The organism is Candidatus Symbiopectobacterium sp. NZEC135 (genome assembly GCF_025962695.1).
This window is the reverse complement of the sequence record NZ_JAGFPF010000006.1, coordinates 100,790-121,596: the sequence shown is the minus strand read 5'-3', so window position 1 is coordinate 121,596 and position 20,807 is coordinate 100,790. Positions and strand designations below refer to the sequence as shown.

Genomic DNA, 20,807 nt, shown 5'->3' with positions numbered 1-20,807 from the left:
TAAAAGAGAGAAGTCTTAATGAGTATGGCTACCGAGACATCCAACTACAAAATCCAGGTGCGCAATCTGAATTTCTATTACGGGAAATTCCATGCGCTGAAAGACATTACGCTGGATATTGCCACCAATCAGGTGACCGCGTTTATCGGCCCGTCTGGCTGCGGCAAATCCACGCTGTTGCGTACGCTGAATAAAATGTATCAACTGTATCCGGAGCAGCGTGCGGAAGGGGATATTTTGCTGGATGGCAACAATATTCTTACCGACAAGCAGGATGTGGCGTTGCTGCGTGCCAAGGTGGGCATGGTGTTCCAGAAGCCAACCCCGTTCCCGATGTCGATTTATGACAATATTGCCTTTGGTGTGCGATTGTTCGAAAAGCTTTCTCGCGCTGATATGGATGAGCGCGTGCAGTGGGCATTGACCAAAGCTGCATTGTGGCAGGAAACCAAAGATAAGCTGCACCAGAGCGGATACAGTCTCTCGGGTGGTCAGCAGCAGCGTTTGTGCATTGCGCGCGGTATCGCTATCCGTCCTGATGTATTGCTGCTTGATGAACCTTGCTCGGCGCTGGACCCTATTTCTACGGGTCGCATAGAAGAGCTGATTTCCGAGTTGAAGAAAGATTATACCGTGGTGATCGTCACCCACAACATGCAACAGGCGGCACGCTGTTCGGATCATACGGCATTTATGTACCTGGGCGAACTGATCGAATTTAGCGATACAGATACCCTGTTTACCGCGCCCAAACAGAAACAGACCGAAGACTACATTACCGGTCGCTATGGTTGATTACAGGAAGCATCATGGACAATCTGAATCTGAACAAACACATTTCCGGGCAGTTTAACGCTGAGCTTGAGCACATTCGCACCCAGGTGATGACCATGGGCGGTTTGGTTGAGCAGCAACTGACGGATGCCATTACGGCAATGCACAACCGTGACGCGGAATTGGCCCAGCGCGTGATTGAAGGTGATGCCAAGGTGAATTTGATGGAGGTGACCATCGATGAAGCCTGCGTGCGTATCATCGCCAAGCGTCAGCCAACGGCGAGTGATTTGCGTCTGGTGATGGCCATCATCAAGACCATTTCTGAGCTGGAGCGTATCGGTGATGTGGCGGATAAAATCTGTCGCACCGCGTTGGAAAAATATTCGCATCAGCATCAGCCGTTGCTGGTTAGCCTGGAGTCATTGGGGCGCCATACCGTGGAAATGCTGCATGACGTACTGGATGCCTTTGCGCGCATGGATCTGGATGAAGCTATCCGTATCTACCGCGAAGATAAAAAGGTCGATAAAGAGTATGAAGGCATTGTGCGCCAACTGATGACGCACATGATGGAAGACTCACGCACTATTCCGAGCGTATTGACCGCGCTGTTTTGCGCCCGCTCAATCGAACGCATCGGCGATCGTTGTCAGAACATCTGCGAGTTTATTTTCTACTTCGTTAAAGGGCAGGATTTCCGCCATATTGGTGGTGATGCGCTGGAAAAACTGTTGGAAAAAGAGAAAAACGGGCCCACACCTCAGTGATTTTCACTGGTTACTACGCCCCGCTAGGGGCGTAGTAGTGTTCTAGGCATCGCGTTCAGCGCGTTGTATCAGAGCACAATATCCATGACTTGATTTTCACGCTGAATAGTCAGTGCCAACGTTCCCTTGGGCTCTTGACGTAACAATTTTCTCACCGTTTTTATTTTTTCTGGTGAATATGTAGTGTTGTTGATGGTTAATATCTTATCGCCATTTTTTAAACCATACTTTTGTATTTCTTCGTTATTGTTGTAAAACACTTCAATGCTTCCATCCATATAGCGAACCGCAATGGATCTTTCATGAGGAATGCTGTTTTTTTCAATAGAGTCAGCGTCATAGCAAAACATCATGCGTGAAGGGATAAATGTATAGCGTTTAAACCGAGACAGGAAATCCATTCCGACATGAAATTTCCCTTCCTGATTATCTGAAAGCTCCATTTTATTTAACGGCAACCCATTAAATATAAAATCCTGTAAGATATATTGGGTGCTTTTTGTTAAACCACCCGCTTCGACGGTTGGTTCATTGCTAGGCAATAATTCAAACGATAGCTTATTTTCTTTGACATAATTGATGAATTCATTGGAAACGAAGCTGTGATCGGCGCCGGTATCCATGCGGAAGGCCACATCATTATTTTTATATTTAAACCAGAGTTGTGGCATCCGGTTGTAACTGTCATCATAGCCGGTACACGCCTGATAATCCGATGCGGAGGGAAGCGTGTCAGAAATAATCACCTTTTTTTTGTCATTATCGACTTTCCAATTGAACCGTCTAAACGTATCAATACCGATGATGCCGTCTATTTTTGTCCCCATCGATTGCGCCAGCAGTGACAAATCGAGAGAAACCCATATGTCGCTGTCATTGATCTCTTTTGTGCCGATGACGAAAGCGGTTGGTTTCAGTAGAGTGAATTGATGGCCTTCCAGTCGTCCAGAAACCGTTGCGACGTTTGAAAATTCCTGGCGATAATTTTGTGGAATTTCTGATGGGAGTAAAGGGCGTGTTATCGAGTTCGCTATTGTTTCATCAATAAAGGTTACGCTGGCACCCGTATCAACGAGAAAGTTTAATTTTTTATTGTTTATCACAACGGGGATGACAATGTCATCTTCTATGCTTGTTTCGAGAACGGCCCCGGATTTTTTATTATTTTGCGAATCACGCGGGCTATTCCCCAGATAATCACACCCTGTCACGCTTGATAAAAAAAGTAATATTGATGTTATTTTGGCTGTTTTTTCGTGGCTTAGAGGCATTTTTATTCCTGCATGCTGAGTTTTTTGAAAATTCTATTGTTATTAATTTAAACAACATATAAACAGCACTTTAGTTTGCGAGAATTAGACGTATTTTTAAAAATAAAGCGCGCCTTGATTGAACGATGTGTAATATCGCAATGGCGTGTTTTTAAGGTTGAAAGCAGAGTCCACCGCTGCGGTGGTTACATGAAAAAGACTAACTGGCCCGGTGGCGCTTTCGGTTTGTCATACAGGTTATCCCTCCTGACTGGACGAATCGTCCGGTTTCACCCTTGGTTACCTGGGTTTTATCTTTGCTAAAACGCCCTCCCTGAGTCTTAAACTCGGCTATGTGACATAAGATTATAATATTATCCATTTTTATTATTTCCTGATTGTCGCGCGGGCTGTTAGCGTGCTGGCTAACAAAACAGAGAAGGGTGACAAGGTAAATGGTGAAAAAACAAGTTGTTGCATTAACGTTATTGGCGAGTTTGATTTCTGTTTCCGGTATCGCTCAGGCGGACAAGCTGGATGATATTCAGAAAGCGGGCGTCGTTAAAATTGCAGTGTTTGACAGCAACCCGCCGTTTGGTTTTGTCGATCCGCAAACCAAAAAGCTGGTGGGTTATGATGTGGATATCGCTAACGCTATCGGCAAAGCGTTGGGGGTGAAAGTTGAACTGCGTGCCACCAACCCGGCTAACCGTATTCCTTTGCTGACCTCGCAGAAAGTCGATCTGATTGCCGCCAATTTCACCATTACGGATGAGCGCGCCAAGCAGGTCAATTTCAGTATTCCCTACTTTGCCACCGGGCAGAAATTTATCGCCCGTAAAGGCGTGCTGAAAACGCCGGAAGACATTAAAGCGTTGCGTATCGGTGCGGATAAGGGGACCGTGCAAGAGATCACACTGCGTGAACACTACCCGACGGCAAAAGTCATCTCCTATGACGACACACCGCTTGCGTTCGCCGCCTTACGTAATGGTAACGTACAAGCCATTACTCAGGATGACGCCAAGCTGGTGGGCTTACTGGCCAACGTGCCAGATGCACAAAAAGCCGAGTTTGAGATCTCTCCGTTTAGCATCACTAAGGAATACCAAGGGGTGGGCGTTCCTAAAGGTGAAGATCGCCTGACACAAAAGGTGGATGAAACGCTGCTGCAACTGGAAAAAACCGGTGAAGCGAAACAGACCTACGATCGCTGGTTTGGGCCGACCACAAAATCTGCTCAACCACGTGGCGATTTCACCTTTGCGCCGTTGGATAAACAGCCTAAAGCCTGATGCCATTATCCGTTCACACGAGCCAACGTGAGGCTACACGACGTTTCAGGTAACACCGCATTCTGCCCTCTGTTGAACAGAGGGCATTGTCGTTTCTGCAACAACGCGTTTTTACTACCGCAAACAGGGTATGACATTGATTGAAAACGTTGCTTCTTTTCTGGAAAACGGGCTGCTGGCGTCTCGTTATCTGTCATGGTTGTGGCACGGGTTTTTGCTGACACTGTGGCTTTCGTTATGTGTGGTTGTGCTATCAACGTTGCTGGGAATGGTGCTAGCCGCCGCAAGAGATAGCCATCGTAACCTTTTGCGCTGGCCGGTAATCGCTTACAGCGCCTTGTTTCGCAATACGCCGTTGCTGGTGCAGTTGTTCTTCTGGTATTTCGGTGCGGCGCAGTTGCTGCCGGGCGCACTGTTGCAATGGCTGAATTCACCCCATGATGTGACCATTGCTGGTCAGGTTTTGAGTTGGCCCTCTTTCGAGTTTCTTGCCGGATTGATTGGCCTGACACTCTATTCCAGCGCGTTTATCGCCGAAGAGATCCGTGCGGGAATAGGCGGTGTCGCGCGCGGACAAAAACACGCCTCGCTGGCATTGGGGCTGACGCCCTGGCAAGCCATGCGTTATGTGGTTCTGCCTCAGGCGCTGAAAATTGCTATGCCGCCGTTGCTGGGGCAGTACATGAATATCATTAAGAACTCCTCTCTGACGATGGCGATTGGCGTAGCCGAACTCTCTTATGCATCGCGACAGGTTGAGACGGAAACCTTGCGGACCTTTCAGGCGTTCGGCGTGGCGACGGTACTGTATATCGCGATCATTGCGCTGATCGAAGGCTGGGGTATGTGGCGGCAACAACGTCAATTGGCGCGAGGGTACTGATCATGGATTTTACGATTATCAGCGATAACCTCAGCTATCTGCTGTGGGGCACCTTTCCTGATGGCCCACTTGGTGGGGCCGCACTGACGCTCGTTATCAGCGCATTGGCCGGTATCGCTTCTGCGATGTTGGGCACGGTGTTGGGCGTGGCGCTGGCGATGTCGCGTGGCTGGCTGGGCGCGCTGTTGGCGCTAGTGTTGGGTTTTTTCCGCGCTATTCCGGTGATCATGTTGATTTTTTGGACCTATTTCCTGCTGCCCATTGTATTTGGCGTTGATATTCCTGAAATTACTACCGTGGTGTGCGCACTGGCGTTTATTGGCGCGGCCTATCTGGCGCATGGCGTCAAGGCGGGGATTGTTGCGATCAGTCAGGGGCAGTGGCAAGCCGGGCTGTCGTTGGGTTTTAGTCGCTGGCGTGTACTCTGGTTTATCGTGTTGCCCCAGGCGCTACGCATGATGGTTCCGTCGTTTATCAACCAGTGGATTTCCTTAATCAAGGATACCTCGCTGGCGTATATCGTGGGCGTGGGGGAATTGACGTTTCTGGCCACGCAGGTTAACAACCGCAGTATGGTCTACCCCACCGAAGTGTTTCTGTTTGTGGCGCTGGTTTACTTTGTTATTTGTCTGGCGCTGGAGCTGTTGGCGCATCGCGTCAGCCAGCGCTATGCGGTGCATGCGCGGGTTGATGCGCCAAAGCGGCGGTTCTGGTGGCGCTGGCGGCCGCGCCCAGCCTAGCGCGGCCTACCGCTGTCAGGCGGTAATGTTCCAGCCTTTTTCACGCCACAGTTGCGGTAAGTCACCCATGTTGTGGAAGGTGGTAACCCGTGGATGATCGATCGGCGGATTGTGCGGATCGGCGCAGTAGTAGTACACCGGAATGCCTGCGGCGATACCCGCCTCCACGCCTGAAAATGAATCTTCCACCAACAGGCAGTTCTCCAGATTGACCTGCATCTGCTGAGCGGCATGATAAATAACGGCAGGATCGGGCTTCCATTTTTTCAAATCGTAGCCGCTATACAGGCGATCGGCGAAGTATTCACGCAGCCCGGTTAACCCGAGCGAGTGGTGCATTTTGCTGACCGGGCCATTCGATACCACGCCCATTGGCACGGTAATCGCGGCAAGCAGTTCTGGAATGCCGTCAATGGGTTGCAGTGATTCCTCAAACAGCCGGGCGATCTCTGCACGGAAGTGTTTTTCCAGCGTTTCAGGCACCACCGTCAGGCCATGTTGTGCGCTCACACGATCGATAATGTCGTAGAGCTTGACGCCTTTATAGGTCTTGATGACCTCCTCCAGCGACAACTGTAAGCCATACGGAATAAAAATATTCACATAGGCCTGGCAACAAATCACTTCACTGTCGACCAGCGTGCCATCACAATCGAAAAAAACACAATCAATCGAAGACATGGGGTTCCTTATTGGTAACGCGTGTGGTTCGCCCACTACTTTACCCCACCGCGTCAGTCTTTTGGCTTTACCGGGCGTAAACACGATAAAAGCCTGTTTTTCACCTGGTTTTCATTTTTTGTTCTGAAGATGGCGCGTTGTGGCTTGTTCGCTGTTTTTCTCATGTTTTTGCGGAAAAAAGGATACCCGATGCCGTTGAGGGTAACGGTTGCGATAACGTCTGCTTATAGCAAGAAAAAAAACCGGCCAATGGCGTTAATCTCTGTACTTTTTGTTATAGGATACCCACCGACCATAATTCCTTATCTGGAACGTTGATAATGAAAACATCACAACCTGAGCTTGCGGGAGAGCAAAGCTTATTGGAGCGCGTATTCAAACTGCGCCAACATGGCACTACGGCGCGTACGGAAACGATTGCTGGGTTCACGACCTTTCTTACCATGGTGTACATCGTTTTCGTAAACCCGCAGATTCTGGGTGTTGCGGGCATGGATACCCAAGCGGTGTTTGTGACCACCTGCCTGATTGCTGCATTTGGCAGTATTTTGATGGGGCTAGTGGCTAACCTGCCAGTTGCATTGGCTCCCGCCATGGGGCTGAATGCCTTTTTTGCGTTCGTCGTCGTCGGTGCCATGGGGATTTCCTGGCAGGTCGCGATGGGGGCTATCTTCTGGGGCGCAGTCGGCTTTTTGATACTGACCATTTTCCAGATTCGCTACTGGATGATTGCGAACATCCCGATCAGTTTGCGTTTAGGAATTGCCAGCGGTATCGGTTTGTTTATCGGCATGATGGGCCTGAAAAACGCCGGTATCATCGTTGCTAACCCGGAAACGCTGGTGACCATCGGTAACCTGACATCTCACAGCGTTCTGCTGGGCGCGTTGGGGTTCTTTATCATTGCGGTACTGGCCTCACGTAACATTCACGCCGCTGTGCTGATTTCCATTGTGGTGACCACGGTCATTGGCCTGTTGCTGGGTGACGTGAAATTTTCTGGCGTGTTTTCTATGCCGCCGAGCGTCACCTCCGTTGTTGGCCAGGTCGATCTGGCGGGATCGCTGAATTTGGCGCTTTCCGGCGTGATCTTTTCCTTTATGTTGGTCAACCTGTTCGACTCCTCCGGCACCCTGATTGGTGTGACGGATAAAGCAGGGTTAGTCGACGCGCGCGGTAAATTCCCGCGTATGAAGCAGGCGCTCTATGTCGATAGCATTAGCTCAGTTGTCGGTTCCTTTATTGGTACCTCTTCTGTGACAGCGTATATCGAAAGCTCTTCCGGTGTATCGGTTGGCGGACGTACCGGGTTGACGGCGGTTGTGGTCGGCCTTCTGTTCCTGCTGGTGATTTTCCTTTCTCCGTTGGCCAGTATGGTGCCTGCTTATGCAGCAGCGGGGGCGCTGATTTATGTTGGGGTGTTGATGACCTCAAGCCTGGCGCGCGTGAAATGGGACGACCTTACCGAAGCGGTGCCTGCGTTTATTACTGCGGTGATGATGCCGTTCAGTTTCTCTATCACTGAAGGGATTGCCCTGGGCTTTATTTCCTATGTGGTGATGAAAGCAGCGACTGGACGCTGGCGTGAAATCAGCCCTTGTGTGGTGGTGGTTGCGGCGCTGTTCCTGCTGAAGTTTATCTTTATCGACGCACATTAATCGTACGTGCAGTCAGTGATAAAAAGCCCCGCTTGCGGGGCTTTTTTATATCACGCCGAGGGGACTTTCTCGGCGACATGGCTGGTGAGCTTGATGTAACTGCGCGATTGGCGCTGTTGCTGGATTATCTCACCGGTTTTATGCATCACGCCGTTCCCCTGATAATGCCAGGTCATTAAATGATTTATGGTCGGCGTGCGCGCGCAGGCCCAAGCCAGATAGCCATCGATATCACTGATGGCTTCCAGTGAGGGGAAGTAGCTTGAACGTAATCGACCGGAGGCGGGATGCAACCGCAGGTTATCACCATGGCTGAACTCAGGGTCCGATATCTTGGTGATGGCTTGTCTAAGGGTACAGAGCTGTGTGGCGGCTTCTAGCGGATCGCTTTGGGCATTGATCCAGGCGGTTTCTGCGGGCGTTTGCGTATGGCTCGATGCGACATGGGTGGGGCGCAGATGGACAATCTCGATATCAATCCCCACTTTTCCCTCTTCGCTCAGCAATATCGCCAGCGTATTGCCTGCATAGGCCAGACTGAAATCAGGAAGATGGGGGTCGATAAAATGAGGCCGTTCATCCGGCGAAAGCGTTATTGCGGGTAATACCGGGTAGCCGAAAAAATAGAACATCATCTCGGCCAGCAGTGCTCGGCTTTTTAAGTAGCGTTCACGCCGCCAGACAGGAAGCTCCTGCGCGGCGGCGATCAGAGCATCGGGCAAGCGTTGTAGATCGGGTAATGCCTCCGTGCCGGTCCACCTGACAAAATGGCAGGTCATGCTTCACTCCGTGATAGTCACCAAGGGATGAGTGTTCTCCGATTCACCCCGATAAAATACAAGTTATATGCATATTAACAGACTATTATATGAACAAAAGTAAAAACACCCATAAGTTTGAGTGATAGGCACGCCGTGGCGTCATCGTATTTTACTTATAACAGACGAATGTCTGCGTTATCACGTGCCGCCTGTTGTTGCTTTTTGAAACTCCGTTGTTGCAGTTCACTGTTGCTTACCAATGTCAGCGCGGATGTCGGACACACCCGTACGCAGGAAGGCGATGCGGCAACATCGACACAGAGATCGCACTTGTGCACTTCGCTTTTTGCCGCAGCCTCTTGTGACGTCATCACAACGTCAATAGCACCAAAAGGACAAGCAATGACGCAACTTTTACAGCCAATGCAGCGAGATTGAATGACCTGAATGCTGTCGTGGTGGCGCACCAGCGCATCATGAGGACACACGCTGGCGCAGGGAGCATTTTCACATTGACGGCACAATACCGGCACGCTGACCTGTGCGCCCTTGATCACTTTCAGGCGGGGGAAGAAACGCGCTTTGTTGATGGTGGTATCAGCGCCGCCCGCATGGGCGACGGCACAGGCAATTTCACAGGTGCGGCAGCCAATACATTTACTGGCATCGGCAATCACAAAAGCATTCATGGAAGCGTTTCCTCGCGCGACGAGTTGAACTGAGAAGCCAGCGAGACCGCCGGTAAGGAAGCGATGGTGCTTTGTAACCCCATCTGGTCGAGCATGCTGATGGCAGCCTTGCGCCCATCGGCAATCGCGGTGACCACTAAATCCGCACCGCGCACGGCATCGCCACCGGCAAAAATGCGTGGATGGTTGGTCTGGCATGGACGTCGGCCGTTGCCGCGCGCTGGCGCATTAATGTGACCCCAGTCATCCAGTCTCACCTTGGCTTCTTCGAGCCACGGCATACTGTGCGGCTGGAAGCCAAACGCCGTGATGACGGCTTCAGCGGGTTGTACAAACTCGGAACCGGGGATCACGCGGGGCCGACGGCGACCGCTGGCATCCGCCTCACCCATCTCGGTTCTGACCAGGCTAATGCCGCAGACGTTGCCCTGTTCATCCAGACAAATCTTTTGCGGCTGAACGTTGAACATGAACTCCGCGCCTTCTTCGCGTGAGTTCTTCACCTCTTTTTTCGAGCCCGGCATGTTGGATTCATCGCGACGATAGGCACAGGTTACGGATGCCGCCCCCTGACGCAACGAGGTTCGCAGGCAGTCCATGGCCGTGTCACCCCCGCCGAGCACCACCACGCGCTTCCCTTCCATCGAGATATAGGGTTCTTCTTCCAGATCGGGTAACCCCATAACGCGTTTGGTGTTGGCAATCAGGAACGGTAAGGCATCGTAAACGCCGGGCGCGTCCTCATTTTCCAGACCCGCTTTCATCGAACGGTAAGTGCCGACGCCGAGGAACAGGGTTTCGTATTCCTCCATGATTTGCGACAGCGCGATATCTTTCCCGATTTCGGTATTGAGTTGGAAGTGAATACCCATTTCGCTGAACAGGTGGCGGCGATGGGTCAGTACTTTTTTGTCCAACTTGAAGGGCGGAATACCAAAGGTCAGCAGGCCACCAATCTCTGGGTGACGATCGAACACGGTAACGTCGACGCCATTGCGTGCCAGCACGTCCGCACAGGCTAAACCGGCGGGTCCGGCACCGATGATCGCCGCGCGCTTGCCGGTGGGGGTAACGCCACTCATATCTGGTTTCCAACCCATCGCCATGGCGCTGTCGGTGATGTAACGCTCGATATTGCCGACGGTAACCGCGCCGAATTCTTTCCCCAGCGTGCAGGCACCTTCGCATAAGCGATCCTGCGGGCATACGCGACCGCAGATCTCCGGCAGACTGCTGGTTTGGTGTGAAAGCTCCACCGCTTCCAGTATGCGACCCTGCTTCGCCAGACTGATCCAGTGCGGGATACTGTTGTGCAACGGGCAAGTCCATTCACAAATGGAATGGTTGCCGCAGGAGAGGCAACGGCTTGCCTGATCTTGCGTCTGTTCAGCGGAGAAACCGTGATAAATTTCGTCAAACGTGGTTTTGCGTAGTTCGATGGGTTTTTTCTTCGCTTCAACGCGCGGCCAGTTTTGGCGCTGCTTAAGCGGATTGGCGCTTTTGGTTGGCATGACCGGCGTGGCGCGTTGCCAGGTGGTCGCAGAGCGCTGCGCCATGGCTTGTTGCTTGGCTTTTCGCTTCGCCTCCAGCGTCTGTTCGCTCACCAGCGTGAGCGCTTGCGTTGGGCAAGCCGCCACGCACGCCTGACCTTCGGGGCGGCCGATACACAGGTCACATTTATGCGCAAGCGAGGCCGGGCTGGTGGGTTCTGCAACCATTGACATCGCCCCAAACGGGCAGGCAAGCACACAGGTTTTACAACCGATGCATTTGTCTTTTAACAGTTGAATGCTGTTGTCTTTGCGCACCAGTGCCTGAGTGGGACATACGCTGGCACAAGGGGCATCTTCACAATGGCGGCAGGTTACCGCAGAACGCAGTTCCGGTGTATTGAAGGCTTTGATGCGGGGTAAAAACGCATCCGCACTCGCAGGATACTGGTTGTCGTTGTGTGAAATGACACAGGCGATTTCACAGGCTTTACAGCCCATGCAATCTTGAGCGTTAGCAATAACAAAGCGATTCATAACCTCTCCCTGACACATCTAGCCGATAAAAAAGAACCCAGAGTGGTGACGACAAACGTCCCGCAGCATATTTGCCGCGTACCTTTCCTACGCCGGATGCGCAAAGATCATCGGCGAGGCGTTACTCTCTGATTGTTAACGTTCGATTTTTTGTCTGGTCACCCAGAAAGCGGTTTGGAAGGGGTTGGCACGGGTTTCGCACTTGCAGGAGAAAACACAAGAAAAAATACAACTTCCCCCCATTTACTGTCTTTCATCCTACTGGCTCCTTCAGTCTGTAATCTTGATGTAGGACATGTAAATGGAGGGTTAATAGGGAGAGCGGCATTGCTGAGAATGAAAACAAAATAGTGTGTTGTCTCAGTGGGTTACGTCGCGAGGTTTTACTTAGGACAACCGCTATTATTCAGCATAATGTGCCAGGTAATGACGAAAGAATAAACGATAACCTTGGTGTTGTTAGGGTTTTGGCGTTTTTTGTTATTAAAATTAAGAAAAACAGCTAGTGACAGGTCTTTACATTCATCATATTGTAATGGTGCCAATAAATTACATTTAACATAATGAATTTATTAGCGATTTATATAATTTCCACGGAAATGGTCGATCAAGATCACAAAAGAAGATTGATAAGGGATTGGTCTATGAAAAACAAAATCATCCTGGGTTCTCTATTGGTATCCGCGGCATTATTAAGTGGATGTGCAACAGAGTCTTCACGCAGCGTTGAGACACCTAAAGTTACCTCCTACCAAACGGCGTATCAGGGCGTTCGCAGCCCGATATCTGTCGGAAAATTTGAAAACCGCTCGAACTACATGAACGGTATTTTCTCTGATGGCGTTGACCGTCTGGGCAACCAATCAAAAACCATTCTGGTGAGCCACCTTCAGCAGACCGGTCGCTTCAACGTGTTGGATCGTACCAACATGGAAGAGATCAAGGCTGAAGCGGGTATCAAAGGCCAGCAGCAGAAACTCAAAGGTGCGAGTTATGTCATCACGGGTGATGTGACCGAGTTTGGGCGCAAAGAGGTGGGCGATCATCAACTGTGGGGCATCCTCGGTCGCGGAAAAACCCAGGTTGCTTACGCCAAAACCACGTTGAACGTGGTCAATGTGCAAACGTCAGAAGTCGTGTACTCGGTGCAAGGTGCGGGTGAATACACGCTCTCCAACCGTGAAATCATCGGTTTTGGCGGCACGGCAAGCTACGACTCTACCCTGAATGGCAAAGTGCTGGATCTTGCTATTCGTGAAGCAGTGAACAACCTGGTGTCAGGTATTGAGAGCGGCGCATGGCGCCCAAGTAACTAACAGCATAGGGAATTGCTACGTATGTCTTATGGAAAAAAAGTCGCGCTGCTGCTGGCGGCAGCGGTGCTGGCCGGTTGTGCCGCAGAACCCAAAACGATTTATAGCTGGGATAATTATCAACCGACGCTGTATCAATATTATCAACAGGACAAAACCAGCCCTGAAGAACAAATCACAGCGCTGAATCTGGCGCTTGAAAAAGCCAAAGCGAAAAATAAACCGGTTCCGCCCGGCTTACACGCTCAGCTTGGCTTACTCTACGCCAATACCGGGCGGGGCACGGAAGCCCGTCAACAGTTCGAAACGGAAAAAGCGCAATTTCCAGAATCTGCGCCGTACATGGATTTTCTGTTGAGCAAAAATAAAGGAGCGGCCAAATGAACCGTTTGTTGGGATTTCTCGGGCTGGCATGCGCTTTGGTCCTGACTGGCTGTGCCAAGCCGGCACCGTATGATTACACCGCATTTAAGCAAAGTCGGCCGAAATCTATTCTGGTGCTGCCGCCGCTTAATCATTCTCCGGATATTAAAGCGGGCCCCAGCATGCTAACGCAGGTGACCTATCCGCTGGCGGAAGCGGGATATTATGTGTTGCCGGTGGCTGTCGTGGATGAAACCTTCAAGCAAAACGGCATGACCACGGCGCAGGATATTCACGCGGTGAGCATCGATAAGCTGCGCCAGATTTTCGGCGCTGATGCTGCGCTTTATTTGGATGTCAAAGATTACGGCTCCAAGTACATGGTGCTTAGCAGCGAAACCCGTGTCACAGCGGAAGCCAAGCTGGTGGATTTGAAAACCGGCAAACAGATTTGGAACGGCGTTGCTACGGCCTCCAGCAGCGAGCAGCAGTCTAACTCCAATGGCATCCTTGGCGCACTGGTGCAGGCGGCGGTAGAACAGATTGCCAGCACGGTGTCTGACAAAGGGCATGATATTGCTGGTATCACCAGCGTGCGTCTGCTCTCTGCGGGCACGCCGCGTGGTGTGTTGTATGGCCCGCGTTCGCTGCAATACGGCAAAGATGGCCTGTAAGCGCCTTCGCGTTTAAACGGATTATTGATCAAAAAGGAGCGTTCATTGTTTACGCTCCTTTTTTTATCTAAGTAAACTGCTCGCTTGTGAATCACAGTAGCGTCTGCGTGAGCCCAACATTATTGTGTGGCGTTAGTATTCAATTCAGTCTTAAGCCAAAATTCATCCGACGTTTACGTTGTTCAAAAAACAATATTACGTGTTTGTAACTCAATGTTTTTATGCGAGTGATATCAGGTTGATTGGCACTATTTTTTGGCTTGCTTTTGTGAAAAGCCGATTATTAATAGTTAACCTAAGAAAAAAATACAATATCCAATAATATCGTTAATTTTTTACTTGATATTGGACTAATAAGGAAAATATGACTACAGTAAATTTAAATAGACTGGACAATAGTATTTTAAATTCCCATAGGATCTCTGCAAACAATGGAGAACGAAATCATAATTCGACTGCATTAGCAAGAAAACTACATTCCATTGATAATACAGAATGCGTTTTACAATTTGGTCTTACAAAAGGGAGCGTTACGTCGACTCTGAATAAGCAAGGTACGCTTTTTATGGGAATGCCCAAGATGGCTATGCCTATGAAGCCAGGCTTTATCAGAAGCCTTACGCATGAGCAATGTGGCATAAATAATCCGATAAAATATCAGGGTGGTCCTATTTATAATCCACTGAATAAACATGGAAATACCTTTCAGGGTATCCCGAAAAGTAACGTATCAACGCGGCCCGGTTTTATCAAAATCCTTGCCGATGAGCGGCGTGGCATAAACAACGTGGTTAAATATCACGGTGGTCCTATTTATAACCCGCTCAATAAACATGGGAATGCATTTCAGGGGTTTTCTACCACCATGAAAAGAGAACTTGAAGCAGGGCGAGATGTTTCAAAAAGAAACTCTATCAATATAGGCTTTGATGATCATGTTTTAGAAAAATATCCCTTATTTCCTGTGGTGAATGAAGCAGAAGTGCCCGTTGCACCTGTGAATCATGAAAATGAAATAAAATCGATTACGTTTAAAGATAATAAACTCTATTATCAAATAGCATTTTTAGACGTGAATTTATTTTAGCGTATTGCGGCATATTGAATAGAGGGTGAAATTATGAATGTGGGATTTTTAGGCTATTCAGCGTTAAAGAGTAAAAATTTGTCTAATCTTGTCATGTACACTGACAAAACGAAAGCAACGAAAATTAGCCTATGGGATAGGTTTATTGATCTTTTCAAATCCTGCAAGAAGCAAGATGTTGTCAATACGTTTTATAACCTTATTCATGGCGATGGCAATGAAGGTAGTAGTGATAAAACAAACAACAGATTTCATTGTTTTGAACAATTAAAAAGACTGGCGGATGTTGAACATCAACATCTGTTCAATATCCGCGAAAAATATATCAGTGACAATGAAAGCCTGTACACCTTTTCGATTGGTAGTGAAGATATAGTTAGCTTTTGTTCTGATAAAAATGGATATTCACTCGCTGAATTGAAAATGGCTGAATTACCGGTCGTGGATAATTATCAGAAAATTGTGCATGACTATATGAAAAGCAATGAAGAACGCTTTTTGATTGATTATCCCGACACAAAAACGAATGGTGTCTTGGGGGGCGATGAACTCATGGATTGTAGTTGTTTCTTCTTAAGGAATAACGACGACATAAGAAGAGCGCTTTTTGCACATGGTCTTATGAATATGGATATGGTGGATATACTCATGGATTATATGAAAATTCGTCTTCCTAATGATAATAGTCCAAGAGGTGGTATATTGACAGTTATCCATAACTCTCTGATAAAACTTTATAAATTAGATACCGATTATATGTGAATTATAATACTTGTTCTGTTAGGCCAGACTTCAAAAATATTTATTTGAAGTCTGGTGAGGAGAGCTAATTGATGTACGGCGAGCGCATCCGTTAGCGAACAGAGCTTGCCAAAGCGCGATCGTTTTCCTGCCGTTCTAACGCCAGCTCGATCAATGCCGTGATGAGAGCGGTATAGCTTATGCCGCTGGCCTGCCACAATTTTGGATACATGCTGATATTGGTGAAGCCGGGCAGCGTATTCACTTCATTGATAATCACTTCATCGTCCGGCGTGAGGAAAACATCGACACGCGCCATGCCCTGACATTCCAGCGCCTGGAAAGCCTGCAAGGCAATGCGTTGGATTTTTTCGTTAATGTCAGGCGTTAGATCCGCCGGCGCTCGCACCAGTGCACCTTGTTCGTTAATGTATTTGGTATCGTAAGAGTAAAACTCGTCGCTCAGCACAATTTCTCCACAGACGCTGGCTTTCGGATGATCGTTGCCCAACACGGCACATTCAATTTCTCTGCCAACGATCGCCGCTTCCACCAGCACTTTGTGATCGAACTGGAAAGCCAACTCAACGGCCTGCTGAAATTCTGCTTCGTTGCGTACCTTGCTCACGCCAACAGATGAGCCCTGATTGGCCGGCTTGATGAACAGCGGAAGCCCGAGAGCGTGGCTGACGCTGGCAAAGCTGTGATACTGGCGATTGGCGCGATTCAAGGTAACAAAGGGGGCCACCAGCAAGCCTGCATCACGCAGTAAGCGTTTGGTGACGTCTTTATCCATACTGACCGCGGAACCCAGTACGTTGCTGCCAACAAACGGGATATTGGCCATTCTCAGTAAGCCTTGCAGTGAACCGTCCTCTCCCAGCGTACCGTGCACGATAGGAAAAATAACATCTAACTGGGTAAGGGCATGGGCATTCTGGCTCTCGATCACTTGCTGCTGTGTTTGACCAGGGATCAGCGCTACGCTTTTGTTTGAGCGGTTTAAGGCGATGAGTGCGGGATTCTCGGCATTCAGCAGGTAGTTAGACGCATCGTTGATATGCCACGCACCTTGCTTGTCGATACCAAGCAACGTCACATCAAACTTGGCTTTATCAATGGCATCAATAATATTCTTGGCCGATTGTAACGAGACCTCGTGCTCAGCGGATTTACCGCCAAAAATGATGCCCACGCGTAGCTTTTTCATGCGTTGATTCCTGTGTTGTAGTACCAAACCCGTAGCGCTTAGGGTACTGATTAGATAATCAAGTGCCTCTGCGATCAAGCGCTTCGCGGTATTGCGGGTAAAAAAATTCTTAGTCAGAAAACGACGTGAGCATCACGGGGTGAAACTACATTGTGCTGTTGTTTCGGATACGTGGCCTACGCTAAGCAATGTCACGAATAAAAATAGAGGGGGATTCGCAAGATGGAAATAGAACTTACAGGGGGAAGGAAATTACATCATTGTAATATGGCGAATTTAGTACAGTATGATGATAAAAAAAAAGCAACGGCGTTGAGTTTATGGCAACGATTTCTCGATCTTTTTAGAATTTCGCCAAAAAAAGACATTCTTGACTCTCTTTATGAAAATATTAATGAGTATCCTGCCGCCAAGTTAGGTGGTGCAGTCTATTATCGTTTTTATAATTTTGAGAAACTCAAAGCACTGGCTTTACCCGCATATAGAAACCTTTTTAAAGTAGGTGTTCAATCGCTTGGAATGAATGGGACACGGTACACTTTTTCAATCGATAAGGTCGATATTTACAGTTTCGATACACCCAATAATTGGGATTCACTGTCTGAGTTATCATTCAATCAGTTGCCTTTGGTTGAAAACTACAACCTTATTGTTAAAAACTTCGCTGCCGATAATGATGTTGAGTTTACAAAAAAATTTCCAGATACCAAGATAAAAGATAACTATGGTGGGGATGAAGTTATGGATTATAGCTGCTTTTTTTTAGAGAGAAATCCAGACATCAAACTCACCTTGCTTGAGTATGGTCTTTTCGATCTGAATATCACCAACGCTTTTGTAAACGACATGGAGGCTCAACTCAAAGGCGATGATGATAGAATAGGAAAGATCAATTACCGACTGATCACCTTGCAAGTGTCACTCAACTATCTTGAGAGCAGGGATTGTATGGCGTGATATATTTATCGGCAGTGGGGTTTTACGTTCGTTGGTACCACCCCACAGCCGACGATATTTCACGTTACCCGTCACTCTTCAATGCGGTAAAGCTGCTGCTGCTTTCGATTGGTTTCCCTCCCTGATGCTTACGCTGGCCGATTTCTTCGATAATCAATGCAAAGCGCTTCTCATTGAGTTGGTAAAAGAAGCCCATGGTTAAGGCGGCGACGATCGCCAGACCGCACGGCCAGAGAAAAATAAGCTGACGCAGCCCGAGCAGGGTAGTGTCACTCTGCGCCACATTCGGCATATAGCCAATCTGTGTCAGCATGATACCCGGCAGGAAACCGGCTAGCGCGGCGGAAATTTTTCGCGAGAAGGTGTAACCGGTATACACCGAGCCTTCGGCACGAATGCCGGTTTTCCATTCGCCAAAATCGACCGTATCAGGCACCAGCGCCCAGTTCAGGCTGTTCACGAAAGCCGTGCCGAAAAAAGCCATGCAGGAAAATGAGACAAACAGTACCGAGTTGCTGCCCCAGAAAAAATTCAACACGTCGCCGATGGCCCATAGGACCAATCCGCCGAGGTAAACCTGCTTTTTGCCAAAGCGTTTTACTGCCGCAGGCACCATAAACACCCCGATCAAAATACAGCCCATGCTGAAAAAACCCATCCACGACAGCAAGTGAATATCGTTCAGTACGTATTGGGTGTAGTAGACCTGAATAGCCAGTTTGATATTGAAGGCGGCCAGCGTGCACAGGTTGGCAATGCACAGCACCAGCAGCGGTGGGTTATGAAAAATGGCGCGAAATGATTTCAGGATGCCGGGTTTATAGTGATCGGGCATGACATCCACGTAGCGCTCCTGCACGCCGCTGTAGCACCACCACATGCTAAACAGGCCGCAGGTGGCGAAGATCAGTGCGGCGACCAAAAAACCCAACGACGGTTGTGCCGTAAACAGTGCCTGGATTGGCATAAATCCTACGGTGCATAGCAGCAAACCCAGCGTTGCGCCACCCTGTCGCCAAGCGGCCAAGTGCGCCCGTTCATGCGGGTTCTTGGTGATGGCAGGCACCATTGCGCCGTAGGAGCAGTTCATCAGGCTGTAGAACAGGCCAAACAGCATAAACAGCACCGTAGCCAGCGCGGTTTTGACCGTCAGACTGAAGTCATTCGCCATAAATTGTGCGGTGGCGACCAGCGCAACCGGCACGGAGGCGTACAGGATAAACGGGCGGAATTTGCCTTTTTTGCCGATGTTGCGCCGATTATCAAGTAACACGCCGGTCAGCATATCGGTGAAGGCGGTAAAGAATTTCGCCACCAGAAAGATAATCCCGCCATAAAAAGCGGGCATTCCCAACTGATCGGTATAAAATTTCAGCAGATACAGCGTGCCGATACACAGCATCAGGTTTGAGCCGAAATCGCCTATTCCGTAGGAGAACTTTTCTTTCAGGCTCAGTTTCAGCGTCAGCGGATCCGTATTGTTCATTGTCGATCCTTATGACGCCCCGCAGGGCGTCACGGTGGTATTACGCCAGACGTTTGTGGGTTTCTATTTCTGCAACGATACGCACGTACATTTTCTCGTTGAGATTATAGAAACAGCCCATTGCCACAATGGTGACCACGGCGAGCGCGCACGGATAGATGAAGATCAATTGCCGTAAGCCTTCAACCGTACCTGCCGATTGCACCACGTTTGGTACATAGCCGATTTGCGTCAACATCCAGCCGGGGAAGAAGCCCGCCAGTGCCTGAGACACCTTGCGAAAGAAGGTAAACCCGGTGTAGACCGTCCCTTCCGAGCGCACGCCGGTACGCCATTCGCCATACTCAACGGTATCGGACACCAATGCCCAGTTGAGGCTGTTAACAAAGGCGGAACCGAAAAACGCCAGGCAGGAGAAGGCGACAAAACTGACCGAACCGCCGCCGAAGTTGTAGTTGAGCAGATCGCCCAGCACCCAGATGGATAACCCACCGATATAGACTTTTTTCTTGCCGAAGCGCCGCACGGCACCGGGCATCAAAAATACCCCGATAAAAATGCAGCCCATGCTGAAGAAACCCATGTAGGAGAGCAGGATGGGATCGTTAAGCACGTACTGGGTGTAATAGACCTGAATGGCAAGCTTGACGTTAAACGCGCCGAGGGTACACAGGTTGGCGATGCACAAAATAAACAACGGTCGGTTACCGGCTATCGCCCGGAAAGAGGCTAACAATCCCGGTTTCTGTGCTGGGTTAACGGGCTGTACTTCCACATAGCGCTCTTTCACCCCGGCGTAGCACCACCACATAAAGAACAAACCGAACAGCGAAAACAGCGTGGCGGCAAAGATGTAGCCAAGCTGTGGGTTGCCGTCGATCAGATTCATGACCGGCACAAACAGTACGGTACACAGCAGCAGGCCAAGTGTGGCTCCACCCTGACGCCAGGCGGCCAACGAGGCGCGCTCATCAGTATTTTTGGTGATAGCGGGCACCATTGCACCGTAGGAACAGTTCATCATACTGAAGAACAGGCCGTAGAGCATAAACAGCACCGTTGCCATCACGGTTTTGCCCGTAATGTCGAAAGGTGTGCCGATGAAGTTAGCCACCGCCAGCAGTGCCACGGGGAAGGAGGCGTACAGCACGAAGGGGCGGAATTTTCCTTTCGGCCCGATGTTGCGCCGTGAATCCAGCATCACGCCGGTACCCATATCGGTAAAGGCGGTAAAGAATTTTGCAATCAGGAAGATAATGCCGCCGTAGGTGCCCGGCAGACCCAGTACATCGGTATAGAACTTCAGCAGGTACAACGTGCCAATATCCAGCAGGATATTGGAGCCAAGGTCACCCATGCCGTAGGCGAGTTTTTCCTTGAACGGCAGACGTAGGGTAGCCGGATTGGTTGCGGATTGACTCATTTTTATTCTCCGAATGCCCGCAGCA

Annotated in this window: 20 protein-coding genes; 12 read left to right on the top strand and 8 right to left on the bottom strand. The window is 49.4% G+C overall.

Annotated features, from left to right (window positions below; all coding sequences use genetic code 11):
• Positions 1-18: 18 nt before the first annotated feature.
• Positions 19-795 carry a phosphate ABC transporter ATP-binding protein PstB gene (pstB, locus tag J5224_RS05855; RefSeq protein WP_264624463.1) on the top strand — a complete coding sequence of 259 codons (777 nt, stop codon included), beginning with the start codon at positions 19-21 and terminating at the stop codon, positions 793-795.
• Positions 796-809: 14 nt separating this feature from the next.
• The gene (phoU, locus tag J5224_RS05850) at positions 810-1,544 is read left to right on the top strand and encodes a phosphate signaling complex protein PhoU (protein WP_264624462.1); all 735 of its coding nucleotides are present in this window, start codon (positions 810-812) and stop codon (positions 1,542-1,544) included.
• Between the two features lie 68 nt (positions 1,545-1,612).
• On the opposite strand, the gene J5224_RS05845 is transcribed toward phoU, so the two are convergent.
• The gene (locus J5224_RS05845) at positions 1,613-2,815 is read right to left on the bottom strand and encodes an aspartyl protease family protein (RefSeq protein WP_264624461.1); all 1,203 of its coding nucleotides are present in this window, start codon (positions 2,813-2,815) and stop codon (positions 1,613-1,615) included.
• Positions 2,816-3,249: 434 nt separating this feature from the next.
• On the opposite strand from J5224_RS05845, the gene J5224_RS05840 reads away from it, so the two are divergent.
• The 3 genes from J5224_RS05840 (at position 3,250) to J5224_RS05830 (ending at position 5,712) form a co-directional block, all read left to right on the top strand.
• Positions 3,250-4,089: an ABC transporter substrate-binding protein gene (locus tag J5224_RS05840; protein WP_264624460.1), complete on the top strand. Its 840-nt coding sequence runs from the start codon at positions 3,250-3,252 to the stop codon at positions 4,087-4,089.
• A gap of 130 nt (positions 4,090-4,219) precedes the next feature.
• The gene (locus J5224_RS05835) at positions 4,220-4,972 is read left to right on the top strand and encodes an amino acid ABC transporter permease (protein ID WP_264624459.1); all 753 of its coding nucleotides are present in this window, start codon (positions 4,220-4,222) and stop codon (positions 4,970-4,972) included.
• Between the two features lie 2 nt (positions 4,973-4,974).
• Positions 4,975-5,712 (top strand): amino acid ABC transporter permease, encoded by a 738-nt coding sequence (locus J5224_RS05830; RefSeq protein ID WP_264624458.1) that lies wholly within the window; start codon positions 4,975-4,977, stop codon positions 5,710-5,712.
• 15 nt (positions 5,713-5,727) lie between these two features.
• Here the strand turns inward: J5224_RS05830 and yieH are convergent, their stop codons facing one another.
• On the bottom strand, positions 5,728-6,393 hold the full coding sequence (gene yieH / locus J5224_RS05825; protein WP_264624457.1) for a 6-phosphogluconate phosphatase: 666 nt from the start codon (positions 6,391-6,393) through the stop codon (positions 5,728-5,730).
• Positions 6,394-6,713: 320 nt separating this feature from the next.
• Here yieH and J5224_RS05820 point away from each other — a divergent pair, with 320 nt between their 5' ends.
• The gene (locus J5224_RS05820) at positions 6,714-8,051 is read left to right on the top strand and encodes an NCS2 family permease (protein WP_264624456.1); all 1,338 of its coding nucleotides are present in this window, start codon (positions 6,714-6,716) and stop codon (positions 8,049-8,051) included.
• A 50-nt stretch (positions 8,052-8,101) separates the two neighbouring features.
• On the opposite strand, the gene J5224_RS05815 is transcribed toward J5224_RS05820, so the two are convergent.
• From J5224_RS05815 to aegA, 3 genes are all read right to left on the bottom strand, one after another.
• On the bottom strand, positions 8,102-8,830 hold the full coding sequence (locus tag J5224_RS05815) for a 4'-phosphopantetheinyl transferase family protein (RefSeq protein WP_264624455.1): 729 nt from the start codon (positions 8,828-8,830) through the stop codon (positions 8,102-8,104).
• Positions 8,831-8,985: 155 nt separating this feature from the next.
• On the bottom strand, positions 8,986-9,501 hold the full coding sequence (locus J5224_RS05810) for a 4Fe-4S binding protein (protein ID WP_264624454.1): 516 nt from the start codon (positions 9,499-9,501) through the stop codon (positions 8,986-8,988).
• On the bottom strand, positions 9,498-11,528 hold the full coding sequence (gene aegA, locus J5224_RS05805) for a formate-dependent uric acid utilization protein AegA (protein ID WP_264624453.1): 2,031 nt from the start codon (positions 11,526-11,528) through the stop codon (positions 9,498-9,500). The genes J5224_RS05810 and aegA overlap by 4 nt, the downstream gene beginning before the upstream one ends.
• Positions 11,529-12,172: 644 nt before the next feature.
• Here aegA and J5224_RS05800 point away from each other — a divergent pair.
• From J5224_RS05800 to J5224_RS05780, 5 genes are all read left to right on the top strand, one after another.
• Positions 12,173-12,844 carry a CsgG/HfaB family protein gene (locus J5224_RS05800; RefSeq protein WP_264624452.1) on the top strand — a complete coding sequence of 224 codons (672 nt, stop codon included), beginning with the start codon at positions 12,173-12,175 and terminating at the stop codon, positions 12,842-12,844.
• Between the two features lie 21 nt (positions 12,845-12,865).
• Positions 12,866-13,225: a DUF4810 domain-containing protein gene (locus J5224_RS05795; protein ID WP_264624451.1), complete on the top strand. Its 360-nt coding sequence runs from the start codon at positions 12,866-12,868 to the stop codon at positions 13,223-13,225.
• A complete protein-coding gene (locus tag J5224_RS05790; RefSeq protein WP_264624450.1) occupies positions 13,222-13,878 on the top strand; it encodes a DUF799 domain-containing protein in 657 nt (218 codons plus the stop codon). The genes J5224_RS05795 and J5224_RS05790 overlap by 4 nt, the downstream gene beginning before the upstream one ends.
• Before the next feature lie 364 nt (positions 13,879-14,242).
• On the top strand, positions 14,243-14,965 hold the full coding sequence (locus tag J5224_RS05785; protein WP_264624449.1) for a hypothetical protein: 723 nt from the start codon (positions 14,243-14,245) through the stop codon (positions 14,963-14,965).
• A gap of 33 nt (positions 14,966-14,998) precedes the next feature.
• Positions 14,999-15,727 (top strand): hypothetical protein, encoded by a 729-nt coding sequence (locus tag J5224_RS05780; RefSeq protein ID WP_264624448.1) that lies wholly within the window; start codon positions 14,999-15,001, stop codon positions 15,725-15,727.
• A gap of 91 nt (positions 15,728-15,818) precedes the next feature.
• Here the strand turns inward: J5224_RS05780 and ddlA are convergent, their stop codons facing one another.
• On the bottom strand, positions 15,819-16,916 hold the full coding sequence (gene ddlA, locus J5224_RS05775; protein WP_264624447.1) for a D-alanine--D-alanine ligase: 1,098 nt from the start codon (positions 16,914-16,916) through the stop codon (positions 15,819-15,821).
• Between the two features lie 222 nt (positions 16,917-17,138).
• Here ddlA and J5224_RS05770 point away from each other — a divergent pair, with 222 nt between their 5' ends.
• The gene (locus J5224_RS05770) at positions 17,139-17,873 is read left to right on the top strand and encodes a hypothetical protein (protein WP_264624446.1); all 735 of its coding nucleotides are present in this window, start codon (positions 17,139-17,141) and stop codon (positions 17,871-17,873) included.
• A 64-nt stretch (positions 17,874-17,937) separates the two neighbouring features.
• Here the strand turns inward: J5224_RS05770 and J5224_RS05765 are convergent, their stop codons facing one another.
• Positions 17,938-19,359, bottom strand: coding sequence for an MFS transporter (locus tag J5224_RS05765; RefSeq protein WP_264624445.1), 1,422 nt, complete (start codon positions 19,357-19,359; stop codon positions 17,938-17,940).
• 40 nt (positions 19,360-19,399) lie between these two features.
• Positions 19,400-20,782 (bottom strand): MFS transporter, encoded by a 1,383-nt coding sequence (locus tag J5224_RS05760; protein ID WP_264624444.1) that lies wholly within the window; start codon positions 20,780-20,782, stop codon positions 19,400-19,402.
• Positions 20,783-20,807 lie beyond the last annotated feature (25 nt).

Coding starts and splice junctions, on each gene's coding strand:
- ddlA (WP_264624447.1), bottom strand. CDS start 16,916: ATGAAAAAGCTACGCGTGGGCATCATTTTTGGCGGTAAATCCGCTGAG.
- J5224_RS05780 (WP_264624448.1), top strand. CDS start 14,999: ATGAATGTGGGATTTTTAGGCTATTCAGCGTTAAAGAGTAAAAATTTG.
- J5224_RS05760 (WP_264624444.1), bottom strand. CDS start 20,782: ATGAGTCAATCCGCAACCAATCCGGCTACCCTACGTCTGCCGTTCAAG.
- aegA (WP_264624453.1), bottom strand. CDS start 11,528: ATGAATCGCTTTGTTATTGCTAACGCTCAAGATTGCATGGGCTGTAAA.
- J5224_RS05835 (WP_264624459.1), top strand. CDS start 4,220: ATGACATTGATTGAAAACGTTGCTTCTTTTCTGGAAAACGGGCTGCTG.
- J5224_RS05830 (WP_264624458.1), top strand. CDS start 4,975: ATGGATTTTACGATTATCAGCGATAACCTCAGCTATCTGCTGTGGGGC.
- J5224_RS05820 (WP_264624456.1), top strand. CDS start 6,714: ATGAAAACATCACAACCTGAGCTTGCGGGAGAGCAAAGCTTATTGGAG.
- phoU (WP_264624462.1), top strand. CDS start 810: ATGGACAATCTGAATCTGAACAAACACATTTCCGGGCAGTTTAACGCT.
- J5224_RS05790 (WP_264624450.1), top strand. CDS start 13,222: ATGAACCGTTTGTTGGGATTTCTCGGGCTGGCATGCGCTTTGGTCCTG.
- J5224_RS05785 (WP_264624449.1), top strand. CDS start 14,243: ATGACTACAGTAAATTTAAATAGACTGGACAATAGTATTTTAAATTCC.
- J5224_RS05800 (WP_264624452.1), top strand. CDS start 12,173: ATGAAAAACAAAATCATCCTGGGTTCTCTATTGGTATCCGCGGCATTA.
- J5224_RS05765 (WP_264624445.1), bottom strand. CDS start 19,359: ATGAACAATACGGATCCGCTGACGCTGAAACTGAGCCTGAAAGAAAAG.
- J5224_RS05770 (WP_264624446.1), top strand. CDS start 17,139: ATGGAAATAGAACTTACAGGGGGAAGGAAATTACATCATTGTAATATG.
- J5224_RS05845 (WP_264624461.1), bottom strand. CDS start 2,815: ATGCCTCTAAGCCACGAAAAAACAGCCAAAATAACATCAATATTACTT.
- pstB (WP_264624463.1), top strand. CDS start 19: ATGAGTATGGCTACCGAGACATCCAACTACAAAATCCAGGTGCGCAAT.
- J5224_RS05810 (WP_264624454.1), bottom strand. CDS start 9,501: ATGAATGCTTTTGTGATTGCCGATGCCAGTAAATGTATTGGCTGCCGC.
- J5224_RS05840 (WP_264624460.1), top strand. CDS start 3,250: ATGGTGAAAAAACAAGTTGTTGCATTAACGTTATTGGCGAGTTTGATT.
- yieH (WP_264624457.1), bottom strand. CDS start 6,393: ATGTCTTCGATTGATTGTGTTTTTTTCGATTGTGATGGCACGCTGGTC.
- J5224_RS05795 (WP_264624451.1), top strand. CDS start 12,866: ATGTCTTATGGAAAAAAAGTCGCGCTGCTGCTGGCGGCAGCGGTGCTG.
- J5224_RS05815 (WP_264624455.1), bottom strand. CDS start 8,830: ATGACCTGCCATTTTGTCAGGTGGACCGGCACGGAGGCATTACCCGAT.